Genomic DNA, 21,193 nt, shown 5'->3' on the forward strand with positions numbered 1-21,193 from the left:
CAGACCAATATTAATCGAAAGGAAGGCTATGCACAGCAACACCGTACGATATATCCGGAACCTCTTCCGAAGCACCGGGGCGGTCCCCCTTCATGCGCCGCGTTTCGTCGGCAACGAGAAGAACTACCTCGGCAGCTGTATTGAAAGTATGGAGGTCTCCTCGGAGGGTGAGTACGTCGAACGTTTTGAGGGAATGGTCAATGAATACTGCGGTTCCCGTTATGCTGTCGCCTTCAACAGTACCGAATCGGCGATGCGCGTCGCCCTCGTCCTGGCGGGAACCGGTCCCGACTGCGAAGTCCTGACCCAGCCGCTTGCGCACGCCATGACGGCCAATACCGTCGACAGCTTCGGCGCCGAACCCATTTTCATCGACGTCGAACGCAAAACGATGGGCATGGACCCCGACCGCCTGCGGGAATTCCTCGCCTACAACGCTGAACTTCGCGAGGGGGGATGCTTCAACCGCCATACGGGACGGCGCATCACCGCCTGCGTCCCGGTCCACACCCTTGGATTCCCTTGCCGCATCGACGACATCCGGACCGTCTGCGACGAGTACGGCATCATGCTGATCGAAGATGCCTCCGAGGCCTTCGGTTCTGCCTACAAAGGGACCATGGCCGGGCGTTTCGGCCGCTGCGGCATCTACGGTTTCGAAGGGCACAAGATCGCTACCTGCGGGGATGGCGGCGTACTCGTCTGTGACGACGAGGCCCTCGCCGAGCAGGCAAGGAGCGTCGGGACGATCCCCTATCTTTCCGACGCCCAGGGCGCGGAACAGGGCCGCTTCAGTAGCCGCATGTCCAACCTCAATGCCGCGGTCGGATGCGCCCAGATGGAACACATCCGTACCATCGTCACCAAGCAGCGCGATCTGACACGCCGCTACCGGGAGTTTTTCGCCGAGTATGAAGAGGATGAAGAACTGCAGCTCTTCCGGATGAAAAAACAGAACGAGCCGAACTGCTGGCTCAATGCCCTGCTCTTTGAAGCGCCCGAAGACCGCGACGCCTTTTTGGAAGCGACCAATGCGGAGGGTGTCGCCGCACGCGCACTCTGGCCGCTGATCAGCGATCTGCCCCGCTTCAGCGAATGCGCCGGGACCGACGCGGACAACGCCCGCTGGCTACAAGAGAGGATCGCCACCCTCCCCAGCGGCGTCCGCTAGGCATCGCCGTAAAACACTTCGATCCGCTCCAGGTACTCCCCCAGATTTTCGAAGCGGTGGTTGCCGCCCGCTTCCACAATGACCTCGTAATCGCCGTAGACGGCTTCGGCCACGGTGTAATCCAGCAGTTCGTCCCCCGTCTGTAGCAAGACCAGCAGCCGCGCATCGGGCAGCCGCATCCTTTCGGCGATCCTTGCCAGCTGCAGCAGGTAGTCGCTTTCCCACTCGAAGGATTCACCGCTGCACCAGAAGGTATTGGTGCCTACATAGGGGGCGAGCGTCCTGAAAGGATGGACGGAGGGGTTGATCAGTACGGCGTCGAGCGCGTACTCACTACTCAGCGCCGTCGCGTAGAATCCCCCAAGCGATGAGCCGATCAACAGTGAAACGTCATGCTGCCCGATCAAGCGGCGCAGAAACGCCATGGCTTCGTCCGGTTCGACCGGCAGGTCGGGGGAGAGTACCTCCGCCTCGCCGAAATGCGCCTTGAGGAGTCTTGTTTTCGTCGAGTCGCCGCAGCTGGCAAAACCGTGAAGATAAAGGATCACGGGTGTGACCTCATCCCGCTGCCAGCAGTGCCAGGATCCCTGCGACCTCTTTGGTCGATTTAAAGGCTGTTTCCAGCTCTGCAAATACCTGCCCAGCGTTGTTATTGCCCATATTCATCAAAAGCCCCTTGAGCGCATGGAGCGACTGGGCCACTTTGTCCGCATCCGCGGGGACGGCTTCCGCCAACGATTTCAGCTGCAATAGCTCCTTGCGCAGGTCGCGCTCCCCTGCGACAAGCAGCGCATCCACCTGCGCCGTTTCCAGGCCGAAGGCCGTGAAATGGTCTCGGGCATACCCCAAAGTCTCCGTGATCAGATGCTCCAAATGTTCCTCTCCTTCCGTTTGGTTGGGGACAGGCTACCCCAGGATGAATTAAATCGCGTTAAAGCGCGTGCAACAGCCGCTTTGCATATTATTTTTATTATAATTGCTCACAAAAAAAAATAATGCGAAAGAGAGTGCTATGCTGAATATCATTATCGCCGATGACCATGAGATCGTCCGCAGCGGACTGATCATGCTGATCGAGCAGCAAGAGGAGATGTCCGTTGCCGCCAACGCCTCCTCTTTCGATGAACTGATGGCATTGCTCGCAAACGGGGAGTACGCCCTCTTGATCCTCGACCTGAACCTCGGCGACAAAAACGGCATGGAATCGATCGAAAGCGTCAGCGTACGCCATCCGACTCTGCCGATCCTGGTGCTCAGCGCCTACCCCGAAGACCCCTATGCGCTTCAGGCCTTCCGGGCCGGCGCTTCGGGCTACCTCAACAAGGCCGTCATCGGCGCCGAACTGATACGGGCCATCGCGACCGTGGCCAAAGGCAAAAAGTACATCAGCCCCACTCTGGAAGAGACCATGCCCTACGGCACCGATCTGGACAAGCAGGAGACGGCGATGACTGCCGCGCTTTCCAAACGCGAGCTGGAAGTGCTCTCCCTGATCGCCCGGGGCCTCTCCTACAAGGAGATCGCCGCGGAACTGGGTGTCAGCCCCAAAACCGTCTCTACCTACCGGACCCGTATCCTGGAGAAGCTGAACCTCTCCAGTACGACGGATCTGCTCCGTTTTGCCTTCGAGCACGACATCGCCGTCTATTGAGCGCCGGGCCCGTTTCGGTCCAGCACGGCCCGGATCTGGTTCGGCAGGTAGTATTTGAACTGCTTCGGAAAAATAAAAAAGTCGATTTCTCCCTTGCGTTCTTCGAGCTCCTGCCAGCTGCCGATGTCGAATGTCATCGCCACAACCCCCATCGTCGGGATCTTCGAGACATGCTCGTCGGTCAGCATATTCGCAAAAGCGGTCAGCTGCGGGTTATGCCCGATGACAAAGATCGTGTCGGCATCGTCTTCTTGCAGCATCACCGTTTCCAGGATTGTCTCCGGGGGTGTCAGGTAGAGTTCGCTCAGGTAGAGCAGCGGTCCGTCGAAGCCCACCTTGACGGCCAGCTTGTCCGCGCTCTCCTGGGCCCGCAGCGCACTGCTTGAGAGGATAATATCCGGGACAATCCCCCGCAGCAGCAGGTACGATCCGATCGTGTTGATATCCCGGTATCCCCTGTCGGTCAATCCGCGTTCAAAATCGCTCGCGCCCGGTTCTTCCCAGTCCGATTTCGCATGATGAATCAAATATAACGTTTTGATGGTATCGCCCTTTTGATGCGGGGGACGCTTTTAGATGCGCCCCAGCTCCTGAGACATGGTCTTGGCCGCTTTGTCCATAATCATCTTCGCCAGAGCGACATTCCCGTCGTCGCGGAAAATGGCGAAGACGTTGATCTTCGCGAAGTTGTCCTGGCCGAACTCTCCGGCGCTGTTGATGAGGAAGACGTGGCCGTCGTGGGTCTTCGCTTCGATGGAGGAGGCTTCGCTGAAGCCGACGTCCAGAGAGGACTCGGTCACCATCCGGAAGGCGTCATTGAAGATGCTGGCCGAATAGGGAATGTCTGTCCCCGTATGATCGTTATCGATATAGAGGGTTTCACCGGAATAGTTCAAAACGGCGGACCCGAGGTAGCCGTTCACCGCACGGAGTCTTTGCATGGATTTGTCAAAATCGATCATTGTCTATCCTTTTTCTCTTATTTGTTCAGCGACTGCATGAAGTCGTTGAATGTATCCGCACTCTGGCCGTTTTCCGCGAGAAAATCCATCAGCGCTTTCTCGGAAGCCTCAACCCCTTCGCTCTTTTCGATCTCGAGGAGCTTCGCATAGAGCGGGAGGATGACATCACGGGCCTTCTGCGTCATCCGGCGGCGTGTGGAGACGTAGTTTCTGAAAGAGCCGTCCGGGTTCTTGGCCATACGAATCTGGGCGAGCACCAGGTAGTACCCCCCGTCTTTGCAGAGGTTCTTGACGAAGGCATAGACCTCCTTGCCGGCTTTGATGTTCTCCCACAGGTACTTGAAGATCACCTTGGGCATGTCGGGGTGGCGCAGGATGGAGTGCGGCTGGTCCAGCAGATCTCCTTGCGTGTACCCGGAAACTTTCATAAAAATCGGATTGGTATAGGTGATGTTCCCGTCGGCATCGGCTTTCGAGACGATCATATCCACGTCGGTCACTTCATGTTCAACGTCAGTAGGTGTCGGTCTTTCCATTGTCTGGCTCCCATATTAATTTTCACGGAGCAATCTTAACGGAAAGGCACGGTCGGGATATGTAGGGAATATCCTACACTTGAGCAGGGGAGTATTTTTGCCGGTGCGAAGGGTCCCGGCAGGGAGTCAGGAGTATTGCCGCAGCACCGCTTCGAGCGATTTCTCCTCCAGCGGTTTGGTCAGGTAGCCGTTCATACCGCTCTGCATGAACTTTTCCCTGTCGCCCTCCATCGCATTCGCCGTCAACGCGATAATGGGGACACTGCTGCCGAGTTCCTCCCGAATCCGGCGTGTCGCATCGAGTCCGTTCAGGACCGGCATGTTGACATCCATCAGGATCAGATCGAACGTAGCGGCTTCCAACTTCTCGAGGACCTCCCGGCCGTTTTCGACAAAGACCGCGTCAATGCCGTAATTGGAGAGGAGCAGCTGGACCAGCAGACGGTTCATCTCCAGGTCTTCGGCGACCAGCACTCTCATGTCGCTGTTGATCGCCGCTTCGGCGGTTTCCTCTTCAGGCGGGGCCTCTTCCGTCCGTGCCATGGCCGTCGCAGCGGTATCATAAGGCGTCAGCAGAAGGTCGAAGTAGAACACCGTTCCTTTCCCCTCTTTGCTGTAGAGCTTGAGTTCTCCTCCCATGGCCTCGACCAGCGAAGCGCTGATGGAGAGCCCCAGACCGGTGCCACCGAACTCCCGCGTCGTTGATTCGTTCGCCTGCGTAAAGGCGCTGAAGATGCGGTCCTGCTTCTCCTTCTGGATGCCGATCCCGTTGTCTTCAATGACGAAACGCACCCACTGGCCGTCCCCGGGGTGGGTCTCGAGGACCTCGGTACGCAGCTTGACTTCACCGGACGAAGGGGTGAACTTGATGGCGTTGGAGAGCAGATTGATGATGATCTGTTTCAGACGGGTCGGGTCCCCCAGGATGATCTCGTGCATGGCCGGATCGAAATGGCTGGAGTAGTTCAACCGCTTCTTGCGGGCCACAGGCTGCATCAACGAGAAGGCAATGCTGAGCTCCGAATAGAGGTCGACCGGGATGCTCTCGATGACCATATGGTGACTCTGAATTTTTGAAAAATCGAGCACGTCGTTGATGATATCGAGCAGGGTCGCAGAGGAGCGTTCGATGATCTCCAGATACTCCAGCTGCTGCGCGTTCAATCCGCTCTTCTTCAGCATGCCCGTAAAGCCGAGGATCCCGTTCATCGGCGTACGGATCTCATGGGACATGTTCGCCAGGAAGGTTGCCTGGGCCTCTTCCGCCGTCTCCGCCTGCACGCGCGCTTCTTCGAGTTCGGTCACGTCGTTGAATGAGCAGAAGATGTACTGATCGTTTTCAAAGGTCACCTGCCTTGCCCGGGCGGAAAAAGTGTGGACGACCCCCTCTTTGTCCTCCATCAGGACCTTGTGGATCCGGTTCGGTTCATCCAGAAGCTTCTGATACCACGGGTGCGCGACGCCCCCGGCGCTGAGGAACCCCTCTTTGGGAATAAAGAGCGAATTGATGCAGCGCTTGGAGCGCCGCAGGTCGTCGAGATCTTTGAAGGGAAAGAGCCTGAAAAAAGCCTGATTCACCTTCTCCGTCATCCCGTTGCGGATAATAAGGATGATGTTCTCGTCGTTGTTGAGCAGTTTCTGCGTGAAGGTATGCTCGCGCTTGTAGGCCAGCTGCGTCTCGATCAGGTCGGTAATATCTTCGCGGATCGCAAAGAATTCTACAATCCTGTTCTTCTCGTCATGCAGGGGGATAATGGAACTTTTGACGTAATAGTCGCTTCCGTCTTTCCGGCGGTTTGCGAAACTGCCGTGCCAGATCTGACCGGAAGTAATCGTCTGCCACATCTCTACAAAGAGCGAATCGGGGGTCTTCGGACTGCGGACGATGTTATGCGACTGCCCGATCAGTTCTCCGCGCGTGTAGCCGCTGATACGTTCAAAGTTCGGGTTGACGTAAGTGATGATGCCGTTAGGGTCCGTCTTGGAAACGATCAGAACGTCGTTGATGCCGTCAATATGCTCTTTGAGCTGCCTTTCGGCCTTGGCCAGCGACCGCGACTGCTCCTCCAGGGCCTTCGTATTATAGTCGATAAGATGGAACACCCCCTCTTCGCTGGCATTGACGGCCCGCTGCCGTTTCCGCCCGCCAAGGGGAGTGTTGAAACGTTTGCTCTCTGTCCCGATTTCGCGCAGGAAGAGGATCGTCGAGGTGATATTGAGCAGCTCCGCCCCAGATGCGGAGGTATAGAACTCGCCGTAGGTAAAAAATCCGCTCGAGGGGGCGAAGGCATCGATTTTGTCCAGTGCGACTTCAAGCTGCTTGTCGAGGAACTGCTTTCGGGCCGAACAGGAGTAGACGAAGGCGGCCTGAAGCGCCTGCTCTTCGCGGGGGATGGCATCCCCGGGGATGTAGCTGTTGACAAGATCGGCACTGCCGATGCCGAACTGCACGCGCTCCCCCTCTTTCAGATTGCCGGCGAAAAGGACGCTCCCGTCCTCGAACGCTCCGATCATGGAACGCGCGACCGGAATACCGCCGCTGCGCTTGATCAGGGGGAAGCCGATCGCTGACGCGGGGAGCTCCCGGACGATGGCCTCCCCCAGCACCTCCCCGTAGAGCTCTTTTGTTGCCTTGCCGTCAATGGTATAGACCCTGTTCTTGCTGGCGCGGGTGATCGTCATCTCTTTGCCGACGGGGCGCCACCCGAGGTTGAAATCCTGAAAAACCTCCAGCGCCTCCCCGCTCAGCGCCACGCCGACGGCCCCGCCTTCAAAAACCTTGTCCTGATGGATGGTAAAGGTACTCTCAAACCGGAACAGATCGCCGGCCATACCGCCGGCAATCGGAATATTGTCGCAGTTGGCGGCACGCAGGGCTTCGAGGAAATCGCCGCTGTGGCGGATCCCGTCGGCGAAACAGATGATACAGCGCGCATCCTCCCGGCAGAGCGCTTCCCCCATCCGCTTTCCAAGCGCATACGACGCCGTATCGACCTCCGAAACGGACCGGATCCCGCTCTTCTCAAACACGGAGATCCCCAGGACCGTCTGCGCTTCCGTCATCACGCCGCCGACGATCTCCCCCGCGCTGGAGGCACCGATCAGCGTGGCATCGGGCAGCAGGGAAAGCACCTCTGACGCAATCGCAGCTACGGCGTCCCGCTCCTGCAGGGAAGAGAACATCTGAACAAGTACCGTCTTCTGATCGAAACCGACACCCGTCTCCGCCAAGGCTTTTTCGAGCCCCTCTTTGTCACTATAAATATGGTTAAACTGTATCATCTATCGTGCTGTTTCTCAATGTGTCTTTTTATGTATTGTCTCAATTGTATCACGAAGTGTAGGCATTTTCCTACAGTTTTTCCTCTACCGTTTTAACTATAATCCGTCTTAAAGCTTCCGGAGGGCTCTGCCCCTCCGCGCAGATTGGGAGGGGATACCGATGCAAAAATTCAACAGCAGCGAACTCAAGGCGATGCTCCAGGATACGACGCGCAAGATCGATGCCGCCGGGGACAACCGGCAGATCAACGCGGCAGCCGAAATGCTTGTCACGACGCTCCTGGATTCCGAGTTCGCTTCGCTCTGGGTATTTGACGAGATGGAAGCTTCCCTCAAACGCGCCCGCGGAGAGGACCAGGTCTGCGAGATCTCCATGCTCGACCAGCGCGGCGTGCTGGCCAAAAGCTTCCTCACCCTCACCGGAGGGATCTACAACTATCTCGCCAGCGAAAAAGAGTACTGTCCGGAAACGGACAACCCCGATGAGATCAGGATGAAATCCAAAATCATCCTGCCGCTGATCGACAACGAACGGCTGCTGGGCATCGTCACGGCCTACTCTTCGGTCCGCCACAAACAGAACTTTGACGAAAATGACATGGAGATGCTTGAAGCGATCGCCCCTTTTCTCCTCAACGTCATCTATCGTATGTTCCCGGAAAAACAGACGGAAGAAGCGCCCGAAATCTATCTCAGCGACCGTCTGAAAGAGAGCTCCAACGCGATCAGCCGGCAGATCGAGGCGAACGAACAGGCCCAGCCGGCACCGGCCACTTCCGACGAAACCCTCATGTTCCTGGCCAACACGGTACACGACATCCGGACCCCGGCCAATGCACTGTTCGGCTTCCTGGAACTGCTCGAAGGTCAGGTCGACAATGGCCGGCTGCTGCAGTACGTCCGCAATGCCAAGGAGAGCGCCCGCTTCATCAACGAACTGACCACCTCCATCCTCGACCGTGTTTCGACGCAGCGCGAACGGACGCTCTCCAAGCCGCTGCGGATCACGCCGGCGAAGTTCTTCGCCGATATCACCAATATCTTCTCGGCGAATATGTCGGACAAGGCCCTCGCTTACCTTGTCTATATCGACCCGGCGCTGCCCAAGGAGATCACCGTCGATGCCGCCAAGCTCAAGCGGGTCATTATCAACCTGATCGGGAACGCCTACAAATTCACCCCGACCGGGCGCTCCGTGGAGCTTGCCGTCGTGTATGAACCGGACGGGGGCACCATAAAGATCGCGGTAACCGATACGGGCATTGGGATCGCCGAGGAGAACCAGCAGGCGATCTTTAGAGCCTTTGAGCAGGCAACGGATGAGACGGCCGCAACATTCGGCGGCACCGGACTCGGACTCGCCATCAGCGCCCAGTACGTCCACGATCTCGGCGGAAAACTGGAGCTGGAAAGCGAAGTGGACAAAGGGAGTTGCTTCTTTTTCACCCTTCCGCTGCAGACCGCCAATACGGCGCCCAGCTTTGCTCCGGTCAACAACCCGGGCTGCAAGATCGCTATTCTCATGGACGAAACCAACCTGCCGACGAGTAAGAACATCATGCGCTACCTGCTGCGCATGGGCCTGCCGAAATCCAGTATTATCGCAATCCGCTCCGTCGTCCAGGCCCCTTCCGACGCCACGCACCTCATCGCTTTCCAAAGCAGCTACAACGAGCAGGTGCACGCGTACGCCAAAGAGAAGAACCTCCCCCTGACGGTGATGGAAGAGCGTTTCCTCTCCATGGCGAAAACGCAAACAATCCCGGGGGTGGATGTCATCTCCCAGTACGGCTACTATGCCAGTACGCTCCACGCCATGCTTTCAAGCCGCAGCGTTCCCAAAGTCCTTGTCGCCGATGACGACCGCATCAACATCGAACTGATCAAGGCGATTCTCGAAGAGGAGTTCTGCATGATCGAAACGGCCCAGGACGGGCAAAGCGCTATCGACCTGCTCGCCAGAGGCATCCTCGACGACCAGCCCTATTCCCTGCTTCTTCTCGACAACCATATGCCGAAGATTTCGGGCAACGACGTCGTCCGGGAGCTGCGGGCCATCGAAAAACAGCACAGCCTTCCGCCCGCGTACGTCGTCTCTATTTCGGGGGACCCCAAGGCGGCCGCATCGGACAATCCCCACTTCGACGCCTATGTCGGAAAGCCCTTCAACAAAAAAGAGATCAAACGGATGCTCAAAGCGGCATTGACCCCCAGGGATTAACCGGTCCGAACATCGCGGCGTCTCGTCAACGCACCGGTACGGCCATGCCAGGGAGATGAAGGTTCGTTTCTATACCTGGAGCAGTCGGCGGATATTCTCTTTGTACGTCGCCGGCAGAATCGGTTTTTTGAAAAAGACATCAAAAAAGGTGTGGTCCGGCTCGAACTTCTGGGGGTAGATCGTCAGGGCGGCAATGCGTGTCTGCGCGTTTTTTTCCTGTGCCGCCTTCGCGATCTCTATTCCCGATCCGTCGGGCAGGTTCATATCCACCACCATGGCATCATAGTCATTCTGCGCGATCTTTGAAAGCGCTTCGCGGACGGAGTTCGCCGAATCGATCAGGATTTTCTGACTCACCTCTTTGGAGAGGGCATCAATGACTTTCGATTCGAATTCGACGATAAAACCGATGTCATCCACGATCAAAATACGTTTGCTCATTGTGCATGCCTTGTAGTTTTTGAGGCATTGTAGCTAAGCGGCCGCTTCTTTTCTGTAGGTATTTTCGTACAAGAGGGAGGGAGCCGGGCGGCGCGAGCCCCTCAGCTGATTTCGACGATCTCGTCGGCGCACCAGTTGGCCAGATCGATCTCGTGGGTGATCAGGAGCATTCCAACCTCGCCCAGGTGGCGCAGCAGCAGCTGCATCACATCGAGCTGGATGACGTTGTCCAGGGCGGACGTCGGCTCGTCAAGCAGCAGCAGCTTCGGTTTCATCAGCAGCGCGCGCAGAATGGAAGCGCGCTGCAGCTGGCCCCCGGAGAGTTCGTGGGGGAGCTTGTGCAAAAGCGCCTCGTCCAGCCCCATATCGTCCAGGTAGCGCGCCATCCCCGCCGTATCCGCCACGTCCCTGATCTGGTTGAGCACCGTGTAGGTGGGGTGGAAAGAGCTGTAGGGGTCCTGGAAGACCATGGAGGCCGGCAGGGCCTCGATCGTGCCGGAGCGGGGGCGGAGGTTGCCGAGAATGAGTTCGAAAAGGGTGCTCTTGCCCGCCCCGCTGGGCCCGACGATCGCTTTGATCTCTCCCGCTGCGAGCGTCAGGGAAAAGTCGTCATAGAGTGCCCGCTCATGCGTATAGCCGAAGGAGAGCCCCTCGATCGACAATACCTGCATCAGCGTATCTGGCCGTTGCCGTAGATCTTGAACTTGTAGGTCGTCAGCCCCTCGATCCCCATCGGACCGCGTGCGTGCAGCTTGTTCGTGGAGATGCCGACCTCGGCACCGAAGCCGAAGGCCCCCCCGTCGGTGAAGCGGGTCGAGGCGTTGACGTAGACCGCCGCCGCGTCGACGGCGTTGAGAAAATACTCCGCCGTCGTGTAACTCTCCGTAATGATCGCCTCGGAGTGGCCCGAACCGAACCGGACGATGTGCGCTACGGCCCCGTCGACACCGTCGACTGTGCGGATGTTGAGAATGTTCGCCAGGTACTCCGTATCGAAATCCGCCTCCGTCGCTTCGGCGACGTCAATGATCGCGCGGGTGTCGCCGCACCCTTTGAGCTCCGTATGCGCCGCGTCAAACGCCTCTTTGAGCTTCGGCAGCGCTTCGGCCGCAATGGCTCTGTCGACGAGGAGGGTCTCCATCGCGTTGCAGACGCCGGGACGGTCCACTTTGGCGTTGACGGCGATCTTCACCGCCTTCTCCATATCGGCGTCTTTGTCGATGTAGGTGTGGCACTGCCCCTTGTCGTGCTTGACGACCGGCACGGTCGCGTTTTCGCTGACGTAGCGGATAAGCCCTTCGCCGCCCCGGGGGACGATCAGGTCGACGTACTTGTCCATCTTGATCAGCTTCGCCACCCCTTCGCGCGATGCATCCGGCAGCAGGGAAATAAGCGCCTCGGGCAGATCGTTGCGTTTCAACGTGGCGCGCAGCACCTTGGCGATGGCGGCGTTGGAGTGCTCCGCCTCCTTGCCCCCTTTGAGTACACAGACGTTGTTACTTTTGAAACAGAGTGCCGCCGTGTCGGAGGTGACGTTGGGGCGCGATTCGTAGATGATGCCGATGACGCCGATGGGGATGCTCACCTTTTCGATCTTAAGCCCGTCGTCGGTGACCCAGCCGTCGATGACCCGGCCGACGGGGTCTTTGAGCGCCGCGATCTCCTCGACGGCCGTCGCCATGGCATCGATGCGCTTCTCGTCGAGCAGCAGGCGGTCTTTGAGGGCGCTGCTCAGGTTGTTCTCCTCCGCCGCTTTCATATCCAGCGCGTTGGCTTCGATGATGTCCATCGTCGCGGAACGCATCGCCCCCGCCATCTCCCGCAACAGGCGGTTTTTCTCCGCGCCGCTGAGCAGCATCAGCTCCCGGCTCGCCGCTTTCGCTTCTTCCAAAAATGCATTCATATTGTCTCGCTTTCCCCTCTGTTTTGCGGCCATTATACCAAAGCACGGCTGTACGGCGCGCTTCGGCCGCGATTACGCTACCATTCTTCCGTCAATCTTCCCCGGAGCAACCCCGCGTGAAACACTACATCGCCCTGTTGAAAAACGAACCGCTGCTGCGGCGCATCTCCTCGATCCAGCTCATCGCCTATTTCGGGGCCTGGTTCAGCAACGTCGCCATCTTTACCCTGCTGCTGAAGCTCGGTGCCTCCCCCCTCGTTGTCGCCACCGTCGCGGCGCTGCATTTTCTGCCCGGGGTCCTGCAGGCCCCCTTTTCCGGCGCGCTGATCGACAAGATCGCCCCGAAGCGGCTGATGCTGGCACTGCTGCTTGTCGAGATCGTCACGACCCTGCCGCTGGTGCTGGTCGATGACGCGGCGCAACTCTGGCTGCTCTTCGTGCTGGTCTTTGTGCGCATGGGAGCCTCCAGTTTCTATTTTACGCTGGAGATGGCGCTGCTGCCGCGCTTTTTGAAGGCGTCGGCGCTCAAACACGCCAACGAGATCCATTCGATCATCTGGTCTGTCTCCTATACCGTCGGGATGGCGCTGAGCGGCATCGCCGTCTACTACCTCGGCGTCAAGACCGCCTTCCTCGCCGACGCCGCCCTCTTCGCCGTCGCGTTTGCGCTGCTCCTGCCCGCCGTTTTCCCCCCGCACAAAACGCGCGATACGGATCGCTATCTGGCGCTGCTCTCGCAGAGCGTCGGCTACCTAAAGCGCAACCCCCTGACCCTGCACCTGATCTTCCTGCACGCCTTCGTCGGCTTTACCGCCTTTGACGGCCTGGTCCCGCTCGCCGCGGAGGCCTACTACCTTCCGGCGATCGCCGCACCGCTGGCCATCGGGCTTACCCATGCGTTCCGGGCCCTGGGGCTGGTCGGCGGTCCGCTGCTGCTGGGGCGCTGGATCAGCATCAAAAGGCTGCCCCTGCTTCTGCTGCTGCAGGCCGCTGCCATCTTCCTCTGGGCGGCCCTGCTACCCCATTTCTATCTCTCGCTGGCAGCCTCTATCCTTGTGGGCCTCAGTACGACCGTCATCTGGTCCTTTACCTATACCCTGCTGCAGCGCAACACCGACGAAGCCTACTACGGACGTGTCATCGCCTATAACGACATGATCTTCCTGCTGACGGTCTCTGCCGTCTCGTTCCTGATCGGCGTCCTGGTGGAGTGGGGGATGGGACTGCAGAGCGTCATGGCGCTGCTCGGAGTCGCTTTTATTGTTTCGGCGCTCTATTTCGGCTGGATTGCCCGCCGTTTCGCGCTGGAAGAACCGGGAGTGTAAACAGGGCTCCCGCGCTGATCACGGAAGCCATAGTGTCATGGAGAAAAAAGGAGGAGTACTGAAGCGGAGCCCGAAGGCCCCGGGTTTTATTCGATCTCGGCGTCGATAACGTCGTCGTCGGCTTTCTTGGCGCCTTCGGAGGCCGCGGCACCGCCCTGCTCCTGCTTGTACATCTGCTCGGCCAGTTTATGGCTTGCTTCCGTCAGCGTTTTGAGCTTCTCTTCGATCTGCTCTTTGGTCGCGTTTTCGTCCTTGAGCGTCTCTTTGAGGGCGGCAATCGCGCTCTCGATGTTGGCTTTGTCGCCGGCGTCGATGTTCTCGCCCGCCTCTTTCATCGCTTTTTCCGTCTGGGCGATCATCGCGTCCGCCTGGTTGCGCAGGTCGACAAGCTCTTTGCGCTTCTCGTCTTCGGCTTTATGCGACTCGGCGTCCTGGACCATCTTGTTGATCTCCTCTTCGGAGAGTCCTGACGAACCGGTGATCTTGATCTCCTGGCGTTTGCCCGTACCTTTGTCGGCCGCGGAGACCGTCAGGATACCGTTGGCGTCGATATCGAAGGTGACTTCGATCTGCGGAACGCCGCGCGGTGCCGCCGGGATCTCGGTCAGTTCGAACATCCCGAGAGACTTGTTGTCCTTGGCGAACTCACGCTCACCCTGGACGACGTGGATGGAGACCGCCGGCTGGTTGTCTTCGGCCGTGGAGAAGACCTGGGACTTCTTGACCGGGATCGTCGTGCCTTTTTCGATGACCTTGGTCGCGACGCCACCGAGGGTCTCGATACCGAGGCTAAGCGGTGTAACGTCAAGCAGCAGGACGTCTTTGACGTCACCGCGCAGGACCCCGCCCTGGATCGCCGCACCGAGGGCGACGACTTCGTCCGGGTTGACCGATTTGTTCAGCTCTTTGCCGCCGAAGTACTCGGAGACCTTCTGCTGTGCCAGCGGGACACGGATGGAACCGCCGACCATGATGACCTCTTTGATCTCACCTTTGTCGAGGTCCGCATCTTTGAGCGCGACGTTGATGTGCGTCATCGTCTCTTTGATCAGGTCGTCGATCATCCCTTCGAACTTCGCACGGGTCAGTTTGACGACGAGGTGTTTCGGTCCCGTCGCGTCCGCCGTGATGAACGGCAGGTTGATCTCCGTCTCCGAAGCGGAAGAGAGCTCTTTCTTCGCCGCTTCCGCCGCATCTTTGAGGCGCTGAAGCGCCATCTTGTCCGCTTTGAGGTCGATGCCGTTCTCGGACTTGAACTCGCCGGCGAGGAAATCGACGATACGGTTGTCGAAGTCGTCGCCGCCAAGGAAGGCGTTACCGTCAGTGGAGAGAACCTCGAAAGTCCCTTCCGCGATCTCGAGGGTCGTGACGTCGAAGGTACCGCCCCCCAGGTCGTAGACGAGAACGTTCTCTTCGCCTTTTTTATCCAGACCGTATGCCAGTGCGGAGGCCGTCGGTTCGTTGATGATACGCAGGACGTTCAGGCCCGCGATCGTTCCCGCTTCCTTCGTCGCTTTACGCTGGGCGTCGTTGAAGTAGGCCGGAACCGTAATGACCGCGTCGGTCACAGGCGTGCCGAGATACGCTTCCGCATCCTCTTTCAGTTTGGTCAGGATCTTCGCGGAGATCTCCTGCGGCGTATAGACTTTGCCGGCGACGTCGACTGCTGCCATACCGTTTTTGTCGACGATCTTGTAGGTGACTTTGTCGTGCGCCTCTTTGGCCTTCTCTTCGTTCATCATGAGACCCATGATACGCTTGACGGAGTAGATCGTCTTCTCCGGGTTTGTGATCGCCTGGCGTTTTGCCGGGTCACCGACGAGGACTTCGCCCTTGTCCGTAAAGGCAACGACGGAAGGCGTCGTGTTCTTACCCTCTTTGTTCGGGATGATTTTCGCTTCGCCGCCTTCAAAGACCGCTACCGCGGAGTTGGTTGTACCAAGGTCAATACCGATTACTTTACTCATGTGTCGTTCCTCTCTTTTAATTAGTTTGCAATCACGACCATTGCGTCGCGCAATGTCCGCTCTTTATATTTGTACCCTTTCTGGAAGGTACTGACGATTTCCCCGCTCTCGTGTTCCGGGCTGTCCACCTGCTGTACCGCGTGGTGTACGTTCGGATCGAAGGGTTCCTCTTCGCCTACTGCCGTAATGCCGTGTTTTTCCAGGGCGCTGAGGAACTGCTTCATCGTCAGTTCGACACCCTCTTTCACCTTGGCCAGAAGCTCGGCGGCTTCCATCCCTTCGGCATCGGCGGCCTTGACGGCCATCTCCAGCGAGTCGACAACCGGGATCAGGTCCTTCGCGAACTTCTCCTGGGCGTATTCAAGTGCCTGGTACTTTTCGCGCTCCAGACGCTTTTTAATATTGTCAAAGTCCGCGTGGACCCTTGTATACTTATCTTTGAGCTGATCCAGTTCCATTTGGACACGTTCAAGGTCCGAACCGACCTCTTCCGCCTCTTCTGAAACCATCTCCTCAATCATTTCTTCATCATTGGGCAAAGTTTCTTCATTATTAGGCTTGTTTTCTTCCTGAGACATAGCGACTGTCAGACTCCTTTCAGTTGAAATCTGACCAAATTATACTACATGAGTCTATCTATGTCAAGTACTGATTGTAATATTTAGATCAATATAGTTGAGTCAATATGACTAAAGTAAAATCCTTCCCCCCTATTGACACCCTTCAGAGCCCTGCAGCAGGGGAAATGGTACAATTCCATCCTAAAAAGATCCCGCTTTTAAAGGCCGTTTACATGAGTATTTTTGCTTTGCAATCGCCGGCGGGAGGTTTTCTGGATGAGGATCTGAAGCACTTCAACAAAGAGTTCGACGACTGGTGCGTCCAGTTTGAAAGCTACGAGGATGCGGAGCTCATTGCCCAGACGTTTGACCGCAGGACAAGCGTCGACATCGTCGAAATCACGCCGCTGAGCTACCCCAAGTACTTCTTTCACACTCTCCAGGGTACCATCCATGCGACACGGCAGGTCGGCAACACGATCGTCTGTATCGTCGAACCGTTCATGGGTTCCAACTACCGTCTGGCCATTTGCGACCTGAAAACGAAAACCGTCCGCCTCACCCCGACGCGCTACAAGAGCGCATTAAGCGTCGAGGGCGCTTTCTCCACCTACACCGAATAGCCGACCGTCGACTGGCAAATGTATGCAGCGCTATAATAGCTTTAGACCTTTGGATGAAAAGAACCGATATGAAACGCATCACCCTGACGCTCATCGCCCTGCTTTCGCTTATCGCCATCGTGCTCATACTCCCCTTTACCCCGCCGGGCAACCGGATCATTGCCGGTATCGTGCAGCAAAAACTCAATGAAACCCTGCCCCTATCCGCCGATGTTCAAACTTTCGACCTCGGTTTCCGCCGTTTCAGCATCGTCATCCTACTGGGGAACGCCGGCCGTATCGAGGCGGACGGGGAGTATTCGCTCTTCGACCGATCACTCGCCGCCCGCTACCGCGCCGACCTGGCGGACCTTGCGTCGCTGAGCGCGCAGAACATGCAGGGGAGCCTGCAGACCGAAGGAACGGTCAAAGGCAACCTGCCGCTGCTTGAGATTGACGGGCACACCGATGCCGCCGGGAGTGACACCGCCTACCACCTGACCCTGACTGATTTCAACCCGGGGGCCCTCACCGCCACGATCCGCCATGCCCGACTGGAGCAGCTGCTGGCCCTCGCCGGCCAGGCACCGCTGGCCTCCGGGAGCATCGATGCGGAGATCCTCCTGCACTCCATAGACCCCGCCGCACTCGACGGGACGGTCGATGCCGTCCTGGCGCAGGGGACACTTGACCGTGCGCTGATCAGCAGCACCTACGGCCTCAACCTGCCCGATGCGGCCCTGAACGCTTCTCTGCAGGCACGGCTGAAAACGGACACCGTCACCTACACTGTCAAAACCGACTCCGCCCTGGGGCACCTCACTTCTGACGGGACACTGACGCCGCAAAACGGAGGGATGGACATCCGCTACGCTTTTTCGATCAAAGAACTCGCACTCCTGCAGGGGCTGACGGGACAGACGCTCCACGGACCCATCGCGCTTGCGGGGCAGCTCAAAGGCGACCGGGAGTATCTCGACGCCACGGCTTCGGGGGAGCTCGCCGGGGGCAAAGGCGCTCTCAAAGCCGTCCTCAAAGCCTACGCTCCTGTTTCCGCCGACGTCACCGTCCAGCACCTCCGTCTGGCACGGCTGCTGAATATGCTCGGTTATCCCCGTATTGCCGATGCCGACGTCTCCGGGCATGCGGTGCTGCCAAGCCTGGACCCGGAGGCGCTCAAAGGAACAATTGACGTAAATATGGCAAAAGGGAGCGCGAAAACCGATGCCCTCTCCAAGCTGCTCGGGCGCCCCTTCCCCGCAAGTACCTTCACGCTCAAAACCCAAAGCCGCCTCAACGGGGAGAGCGTCGCTGCGGCAGCAGATTTCGTCTCCGACCTCTTCACCCTGCGCTCCGACACGCTGCAGTACAACGTCAAGCAAAGCCGCATGACGGCGGAGTACACGGCAGACATCCCCGACCTGAGCAGGCTCTCCGCCCTGGCCGAACGCCCGCTGCGCGGAAGCGCAAAGATCTCGGGCGATCTCACCTACGATGATGCCCTGCTGCTTCATGCGAACAGCAGCCTCTTGAAGGGGGCGATCGCCACAACGCTGAAGGGGCAGGCGCTTCATGCGGATTTCAAACAGATCAGTACGAAAGCGGCGCTGCACATGCTCGTCCAGCCCGAAACCTTCGATGCCCGCTTCGACGGAGCGCTCGACTACCGGCTTGACAATAAACAGGGTGAACTCAAAGGCAAGCTGACCGAAGGAGCCTTCTCCCGCAACAACGTCTTCGATCTGCTGCGCCAATACACCAGTGTCGATCTCTATAAAGAGCGCTTCGACGGCACGACCCTCGCCCGCCTCGACGATACAATGATCGATGCGGATGTGCAGCTGCGTTCCGACCGCGCCGCCCTGCAGACCAAACACGCGAAGATCGATACCGCGAAGGAAACCGTCCGGGCCGACATCAAACTCGAAGCCTCCGGTGCCGTTATCCCTTTCCGCCTCAGGGGGAAAATGTCCCGCCCCGGCGTCACCGTCGACGCGGGGAAACTCATCGAACAAGAGGCCGGTAAACAGGTTCAGCAACTATTTGATTCTCTTTTCAAGTAAACCGCTCTTTTTTCCCTGGTATGGGGACTTTTATGCTATGATAGGGACTCTTAACATCCAATCACAGCATAAAAAGCTGTGAGGAAAGTTTTTCTGGGGAATAAGCAACAATGCGCCAATTCGACTTTGACAAACTGAAGTACCTCTACAGTACTGTTCCGGTCATTCTTCTCATCCACTTTTTCAGCGTCCTTCTTTTCAGTGTCTTCATGTGGCACTACGTCGACAACATTGCCCTGGCAGTCTGGATCAGCGTCTCGGTCATCGTCCTGCTCTTCCGCTTTTACCATTACCTGCTCTACAGCAACAGCTCCGAAGAGGAGCTCAGACCCCAAAGCACCCTTTGGCTGCACCGCTACTACACCTACGTGCTTATCGGCGGGGGGCTTTGGGGCAGCACCGCCGTACTGCTCTTTCCCCCGCACGAGATCCTTTACCAGATGGTCGTCGTCTTGTTCATTCTCGGCCTGACCGCCACCGCGCTGGGCATCATCTCCGCCTCCTGGGAGCTGGTCGTCGCTTACGCCCTGCTCTCCTTCGCACCCATTATCGTCCGCCTGGCGTGGATGGAAGACCCGCTCTACCAAACTATCGCCTACATTGTCAGTGCCCTGGGGATCCTGCTCATCTTCAGTGCCAAACATTTCGGCTCCGTCATCGACAATGCCATCTACAGCAAGTTCGCGCTGACCCAGGCCATGTCCGCCCTCGAAAATACGCAGGGGCGCCTCATCTCCCTCCTCGACAACGCCCCCGTCGGGATCTTTTATTATGACAGCAGTCTGCATATCACCGACCTTAACAACCAGCTGCTCAAAACATTTCGACTGACATCGCGTGATCCCCTCATAGGGTACGACCTCGGCACCCTCATGGACAAACGCATCCTGCCGGCACTGAATCAGGCACTGGAAGACGGTCAGGGACGCTACGAGGGGCCTTTCTACTCGACTTTCTCGGAAAACTCCCTCTATATCGAGCTCTCCACCGTGCCCGTCATCGATAAAAAACGGCTGCACCAGGGCGCCATCTGTTTTGTCAAGGACCTGACGATGGAGAAAGAGGCCCAGGAGTTGATCAAGCAGAACAGCTTCTACGACCCGCTGACCAAACTGCCCAACCGCAGTCTCGTCACCGACCGGATCAAACTCTCCATTGAACAGAGCAGACGCCATCTTTTTCACTGCGCCGTGCTCTTTATTGACCTGGACCATTTCAAACATATCAACGATGATTACGGCCACTATATCGGCGACCAGGTGCTCTACCAGGTCAGTCAGCGGCTGCTCAAACAGCTTCGATCCGAAGACACCGTCGCACGGGTCGGGGGGGACGAGTTTCTGATTCTCCTCAATACCCTCTCGGATGACTATACCGCAGCGGCCCAGGAGGCGATGGAGATCGCCCTGGGGCTGATTGACGCGATCAACGGGATCTTTGGCATCGACGGGGAGTCCATTTCGCTCTCCGCGAGTATCGGTATCAATGTCTTCCGCGGCGAAGAGGGGATGCTCCCCGACGCCATCATCAAACGTGCCGATATCGCCATGTTCCAGGCCAAACGGACCGGTCGGCAGCATGCCGAGCTCTACCATGAATCTTTTGAAACCTCCCAGCATGAACTCTTCCAAATGGAAAAAGAGCTTCGCACCGCCTTGGACGAGAAAGAGTTCGAACTCTACTACCAGCCGAAGGTGGCCATCGACAGCGACAAGATCGCTCAGGTCGAAGCACTTATCCGCTGGAACCACCCCGACAAGGGACTGATCATGCCGGAGGCGTTCATCCCCTACGCCGAGGAGAGCGGACTCATCGTGAAAATCGGCGAATGGGTGCTGGAGGAGAGTATCAAACAGATCAAGCAGTGGCAGCAGACGGGTGCGGCCAACGCCATCGAACGCGTCTCCGTCAATGTCAGTTCCCACCAGTTTAACCAGCCCGATTTCGTCGACTACCTCCGGGCCCTTGTCACCAGTTACGAGATCGCCCCCGAGATGATCGAACTTGAACTGACCGAAAGCGCCATGGTCGACAACTCCCGCGGCGCCATCGACAAAGTCAAAGCGCTTGAGGCCTTCGGTGTACGCGTCGCGCTGGACGATTTCGGTACGGGCTACTCCTCGCTTTCCTACCTCAAGCACCTCCCCGTCAGCGTGATCAAGATCGACCGCTCTTTCATCACCGATCTGAAGCACAACGAGAATTCCCTGATGATCGTCAAAACCATCATCGCCATCGCCAAAAGCATGGACCTGACCGTCGTTGCCGAGGGGGTCGAAACAGATGAGGAGCTGAGCATGCTCAAAGAACTCGGCTGCGACTACTACCAGGGCTTCCTGTGCGAAAAGGCCCTGCCGGTCAAAAAACTTGAAGCGCTGATCAGCACCAAAATCAGTACCCGGCAATCCATCGAAGAAAAACGCCTGCCCGAGCAATCGACAAGCGCAAAGTAATACAGCGCCCCCGGCCGTCATCACCGCTGTGCCCGGATGAATGGAAAATGCATCCA

At 57.8% G+C, this 21,193-nt stretch carries 18 protein-coding genes; 7 read left to right on the forward strand and 11 right to left on the reverse strand.

What is annotated here, in order from left to right; all coding sequences use genetic code 11:
• Positions 1 to 28: 28 nt before the first annotated feature.
• Positions 29 to 1,171 carry a DegT/DnrJ/EryC1/StrS aminotransferase family protein gene (locus tag WCY31_RS08550; RefSeq protein ID WP_345972054.1) on the forward strand — a complete coding sequence of 381 codons (1,143 nt, stop codon included), beginning with the start codon at positions 29 to 31 and terminating at the stop codon, positions 1,169 to 1,171.
• On the opposite strand, the gene WCY31_RS08555 is transcribed toward WCY31_RS08550, so the two are convergent.
• Together WCY31_RS08555 and WCY31_RS08560 are read right to left on the reverse strand one after the other, a co-directional pair.
• Positions 1,168 to 1,719 (reverse strand): YqiA/YcfP family alpha/beta fold hydrolase, encoded by a 552-nt coding sequence (locus WCY31_RS08555; protein WP_345972055.1) that lies wholly within the window; start codon positions 1,717 to 1,719, stop codon positions 1,168 to 1,170. The genes WCY31_RS08550 and WCY31_RS08555 overlap by 4 nt on opposite strands.
• A 10-nt stretch (positions 1,720 to 1,729) precedes the next feature.
• The gene (locus tag WCY31_RS08560) at positions 1,730 to 2,044 is read right to left on the reverse strand and encodes a hypothetical protein (protein WP_345972056.1); all 315 of its coding nucleotides are present in this window, start codon (positions 2,042 to 2,044) and stop codon (positions 1,730 to 1,732) included.
• Positions 2,045 to 2,183: 139 nt separating this feature from the next.
• Between WCY31_RS08560 and WCY31_RS08565 the strand changes: the two genes are divergently transcribed.
• Positions 2,184 to 2,822 carry a response regulator transcription factor gene (locus tag WCY31_RS08565; RefSeq protein ID WP_345972057.1) on the forward strand — a complete coding sequence of 213 codons (639 nt, stop codon included), beginning with the start codon at positions 2,184 to 2,186 and terminating at the stop codon, positions 2,820 to 2,822.
• On the opposite strand, the gene WCY31_RS08570 is transcribed toward WCY31_RS08565, so the two are convergent.
• The 4 genes from WCY31_RS08570 to WCY31_RS08585 form a co-directional block, all read right to left on the reverse strand.
• Positions 2,816 to 3,349: a histidine phosphatase gene (locus tag WCY31_RS08570; protein ID WP_345969388.1), complete on the reverse strand. Its 534-nt coding sequence runs from the start codon at positions 3,347 to 3,349 to the stop codon at positions 2,816 to 2,818. The genes WCY31_RS08565 and WCY31_RS08570 overlap by 7 nt on opposite strands.
• Before the next feature lie 45 nt (positions 3,350 to 3,394).
• Positions 3,395 to 3,784: a hypothetical protein gene (locus WCY31_RS08575; RefSeq protein WP_345969389.1), complete on the reverse strand. Its 390-nt coding sequence runs from the start codon at positions 3,782 to 3,784 to the stop codon at positions 3,395 to 3,397.
• Positions 3,785 to 3,801: 17 nt separating this feature from the next.
• Positions 3,802 to 4,320, reverse strand: a complete 519-nt coding sequence (locus WCY31_RS08580; protein WP_345969390.1) for a PAS domain-containing protein — start codon at positions 4,318 to 4,320, stop codon at positions 3,802 to 3,804.
• A gap of 126 nt (positions 4,321 to 4,446) precedes the next feature.
• On the reverse strand, positions 4,447 to 7,602 hold the full coding sequence (locus WCY31_RS08585) for an FIST N-terminal domain-containing protein (protein ID WP_345972058.1): 3,156 nt from the start codon (positions 7,600 to 7,602) through the stop codon (positions 4,447 to 4,449).
• 160 nt (positions 7,603 to 7,762) lie between these two features.
• Here WCY31_RS08585 and WCY31_RS08590 point away from each other — a divergent pair, with 160 nt between their 5' ends.
• The gene (locus WCY31_RS08590) at positions 7,763 to 9,823 is read left to right on the forward strand and encodes a hybrid sensor histidine kinase/response regulator (protein ID WP_345972059.1); all 2,061 of its coding nucleotides are present in this window, start codon (positions 7,763 to 7,765) and stop codon (positions 9,821 to 9,823) included.
• Between the two features lie 69 nt (positions 9,824 to 9,892).
• On the opposite strand, the gene WCY31_RS08595 is transcribed toward WCY31_RS08590, so the two are convergent.
• From WCY31_RS08595 to WCY31_RS08605, 3 genes are all read right to left on the reverse strand, one after another.
• The gene (locus WCY31_RS08595) at positions 9,893 to 10,264 is read right to left on the reverse strand and encodes a response regulator (RefSeq protein WP_345972060.1); all 372 of its coding nucleotides are present in this window, start codon (positions 10,262 to 10,264) and stop codon (positions 9,893 to 9,895) included.
• Between the two features lie 101 nt (positions 10,265 to 10,365).
• Positions 10,366 to 10,935 carry an ATP-binding cassette domain-containing protein gene (locus tag WCY31_RS08600; protein WP_345972061.1) on the reverse strand — a complete coding sequence of 190 codons (570 nt, stop codon included), beginning with the start codon at positions 10,933 to 10,935 and terminating at the stop codon, positions 10,366 to 10,368.
• Complete coding sequence (locus WCY31_RS08605; RefSeq protein WP_345972063.1) at positions 10,935 to 12,200, reverse strand: glutamate-5-semialdehyde dehydrogenase; 1,266 nt, start codon at positions 12,198 to 12,200, stop codon at positions 10,935 to 10,937. Before WCY31_RS08605 ends, WCY31_RS08600 begins: the two co-directional genes overlap by 1 nt.
• A gap of 83 nt (positions 12,201 to 12,283) precedes the next feature.
• On the opposite strand from WCY31_RS08605, the gene WCY31_RS08610 reads away from it, so the two are divergent.
• Positions 12,284 to 13,492: an MFS transporter gene (locus WCY31_RS08610; RefSeq protein WP_345969395.1), complete on the forward strand. Its 1,209-nt coding sequence runs from the start codon at positions 12,284 to 12,286 to the stop codon at positions 13,490 to 13,492.
• Positions 13,493 to 13,578: 86 nt separating this feature from the next.
• Here WCY31_RS08610 and dnaK read toward each other — a convergent pair whose 3' ends face one another.
• Positions 13,579 to 15,459 (reverse strand): molecular chaperone DnaK, encoded by a 1,881-nt coding sequence (gene dnaK / locus WCY31_RS08615; RefSeq protein WP_345969396.1) that lies wholly within the window; start codon positions 15,457 to 15,459, stop codon positions 13,579 to 13,581.
• Positions 15,460 to 15,479: 20 nt separating this feature from the next.
• A complete protein-coding gene (gene grpE / locus WCY31_RS08620; RefSeq protein WP_345969397.1) occupies positions 15,480 to 16,037 on the reverse strand; it encodes a nucleotide exchange factor GrpE in 558 nt (185 codons plus the stop codon).
• A 215-nt stretch (positions 16,038 to 16,252) separates the two neighbouring features.
• Between grpE and WCY31_RS08625 the strand changes: the two genes are divergently transcribed.
• From WCY31_RS08625 to WCY31_RS08635, 3 genes are all read left to right on the forward strand, one after another.
• Complete coding sequence (locus tag WCY31_RS08625; protein ID WP_345969398.1) at positions 16,253 to 16,642, forward strand: hypothetical protein; 390 nt, start codon at positions 16,253 to 16,255, stop codon at positions 16,640 to 16,642.
• Positions 16,643 to 16,710: 68 nt separating this feature from the next.
• A complete protein-coding gene (locus WCY31_RS08630; protein ID WP_345972064.1) occupies positions 16,711 to 18,684 on the forward strand; it encodes a hypothetical protein in 1,974 nt (657 codons plus the stop codon).
• 110 nt (positions 18,685 to 18,794) lie between these two features.
• Entirely contained in the window at positions 18,795 to 21,137 is a 2,343-nt protein-coding gene (locus WCY31_RS08635) for a putative bifunctional diguanylate cyclase/phosphodiesterase (RefSeq protein WP_345972065.1), read from the forward strand.
• Positions 21,138 to 21,193 lie beyond the last annotated feature (56 nt).

The organism is Sulfurimonas sp. HSL3-1 (genome assembly GCF_039645995.1).
In the GTDB taxonomy this organism is placed as follows: domain Bacteria; phylum Campylobacterota; class Campylobacteria; order Campylobacterales; family Sulfurimonadaceae; genus Thiomicrolovo; species Thiomicrolovo diazotrophicus.

What these genes read in the sequence shown, in the direction of transcription:
- WCY31_RS08550 (WP_345972054.1), top strand. Translation starts at nt 29, where the DNA reads ATGCACAGCAACACCGTACGATATATCCGGAACCTCTTCCGAAGCACC.
- WCY31_RS08565 (WP_345972057.1), top strand. Translation starts at nt 2,184, where the DNA reads ATGCTGAATATCATTATCGCCGATGACCATGAGATCGTCCGCAGCGGA.
- WCY31_RS08575 (WP_345969389.1), bottom strand. Translation starts at nt 3,784, where the DNA reads ATGATCGATTTTGACAAATCCATGCAAAGACTCCGTGCGGTGAACGGC.
- WCY31_RS08580 (WP_345969390.1), bottom strand. Translation starts at nt 4,320, where the DNA reads ATGGAAAGACCGACACCTACTGACGTTGAACATGAAGTGACCGACGTG.
- WCY31_RS08585 (WP_345972058.1), bottom strand. Translation starts at nt 7,602, where the DNA reads ATGATACAGTTTAACCATATTTATAGTGACAAAGAGGGGCTCGAAAAA.
- WCY31_RS08590 (WP_345972059.1), top strand. Translation starts at nt 7,763, where the DNA reads ATGCAAAAATTCAACAGCAGCGAACTCAAGGCGATGCTCCAGGATACG.
- WCY31_RS08595 (WP_345972060.1), bottom strand. Translation starts at nt 10,264, where the DNA reads ATGAGCAAACGTATTTTGATCGTGGATGACATCGGTTTTATCGTCGAA.
- WCY31_RS08600 (WP_345972061.1), bottom strand. Translation starts at nt 10,935, where the DNA reads ATGCAGGTATTGTCGATCGAGGGGCTCTCCTTCGGCTATACGCATGAG.
- WCY31_RS08605 (WP_345972063.1), bottom strand. Translation starts at nt 12,200, where the DNA reads ATGGCCGCAAAACAGAGGGGAAAGCGAGACAATATGAATGCATTTTTG.
- dnaK (WP_345969396.1), bottom strand. Translation starts at nt 15,459, where the DNA reads ATGAGTAAAGTAATCGGTATTGACCTTGGTACAACCAACTCCGCGGTA.
- grpE (WP_345969397.1), bottom strand. Translation starts at nt 16,037, where the DNA reads ATGTCTCAGGAAGAAAACAAGCCTAATAATGAAGAAACTTTGCCCAAT.
- WCY31_RS08625 (WP_345969398.1), top strand. Translation starts at nt 16,253, where the DNA reads ATGAGTATTTTTGCTTTGCAATCGCCGGCGGGAGGTTTTCTGGATGAG.
- WCY31_RS08630 (WP_345972064.1), top strand. Translation starts at nt 16,711, where the DNA reads ATGAAACGCATCACCCTGACGCTCATCGCCCTGCTTTCGCTTATCGCC.
- WCY31_RS08635 (WP_345972065.1), top strand. Translation starts at nt 18,795, where the DNA reads ATGCGCCAATTCGACTTTGACAAACTGAAGTACCTCTACAGTACTGTT.